This is a genomic window from Corallococcus sicarius (assembly GCF_003611735.1).
Taxonomy (GTDB): domain Bacteria; phylum Myxococcota; class Myxococcia; order Myxococcales; family Myxococcaceae; genus Corallococcus; species Corallococcus sicarius.
Map to the genome: position 1 here is coordinate 1 of NZ_RAWG01000647.1, position 1123 is coordinate 1123.

General features: G+C 72.8%; 1 pseudogene. It reads left to right on the top strand.

Annotation, left to right across the window (positions count from 1 at the left end):
• Positions 1-1123: pseudogene (locus D7X12_RS41470) on the top strand (dolichyl-phosphate-mannose--protein mannosyltransferase); the annotation flags it as partial.

The window sequence follows — 1123 nt, forward strand, 5'->3', positions numbered from 1 at the left end:
GGCGGGGTGGTGGGGCTGGGCTTCCTCTGCAAGACGGGGCTCGCGCTGACGCCGCTGGGCGTGGCCGCGACGCTGTGGGGCCTGAGCCGGCTGCGCTTCTGCCCGGGCCCCAGGCTCGGCACGGTGGTGGCCATGGTGGCCACGGCCGCGGTGGTGGCGGCGCCGTGGAGCGTCTACTCCGCGTGGAAATGGCCGGAGCTGCACGATCTGGAGTCGCGAGTCACACGCGCGCACCTCTTCGAGGATCCGACCGTGGACGTGGGGCCGTGGCGCCGCCCCGTGGACGCCCTCCTCAACGAGGTCAACCACACGAGCCTCCAGCCCCTGCCGAACGTGCTGCCCCTGCTCGCCTTCTGCTGGCTCCTGGTGCGCGCCGTGAGGAAGCGGGAGCTGGAGACGGTGGGGCTCGCGCTGTGGATCGGCGCGACGTGGCTCGTCCTCTCCCTGGGCACGGTGAAGGTCCCGGCCATTGCCTGGGGCGCGGTGCCCGCCGTCCTCGCGGCCCTGGCCATCGCGGGTTCGGACGCGTGGCGGCACCCCACCCTCGCGGCCCTGTTGCTGGCGGCGCTCGGCACGCCCTGGGCCCTCGAACACCTGCCCACCCTGGCCCGGGCGCGCGAGGCGCTCCCACCGTCCTTCGGACAGACGCGGACCCTGCCAGGGCTCGCCGAGGGCCTGGTCCTGGCATTCTTCGCGGCGGCGTTCACCGCGACGCTCTGGCGGCTGCTGCGCCGGCCCCTGTGGATGTCATGGGGGCTGGGATTCGTGGCGTCGGTCGTGCTCGCGTGGCATCTGGCCATCACCCTGCCGGTGGAGAAGGCGCGCCATCAGGCCGAGCACGTCGAAGAGCTGTATGTCAGCCATTCGCGCGAGGTGGGACTCGCGCTGGCCAAAGCCACGCCGAAGCGCAGCGTCATCTTCGCCGCGCTGGATGCGGATCCGCCGCTCAGCTTCGAGACCCTGAGCCTCATCTTCTGGAGCGGTCGGATGACCTACCGGCAGGCTCCGGACCTGGCCGTCGCGCACGAGCGCGGCTACCACCCCTATCTCGTCTCCCCCGTCGCGGAGCCCTACGCGCCCGTGCCTGGCGTGCCGCTCCAGGCCGCGCTGCGCGCCTATGACT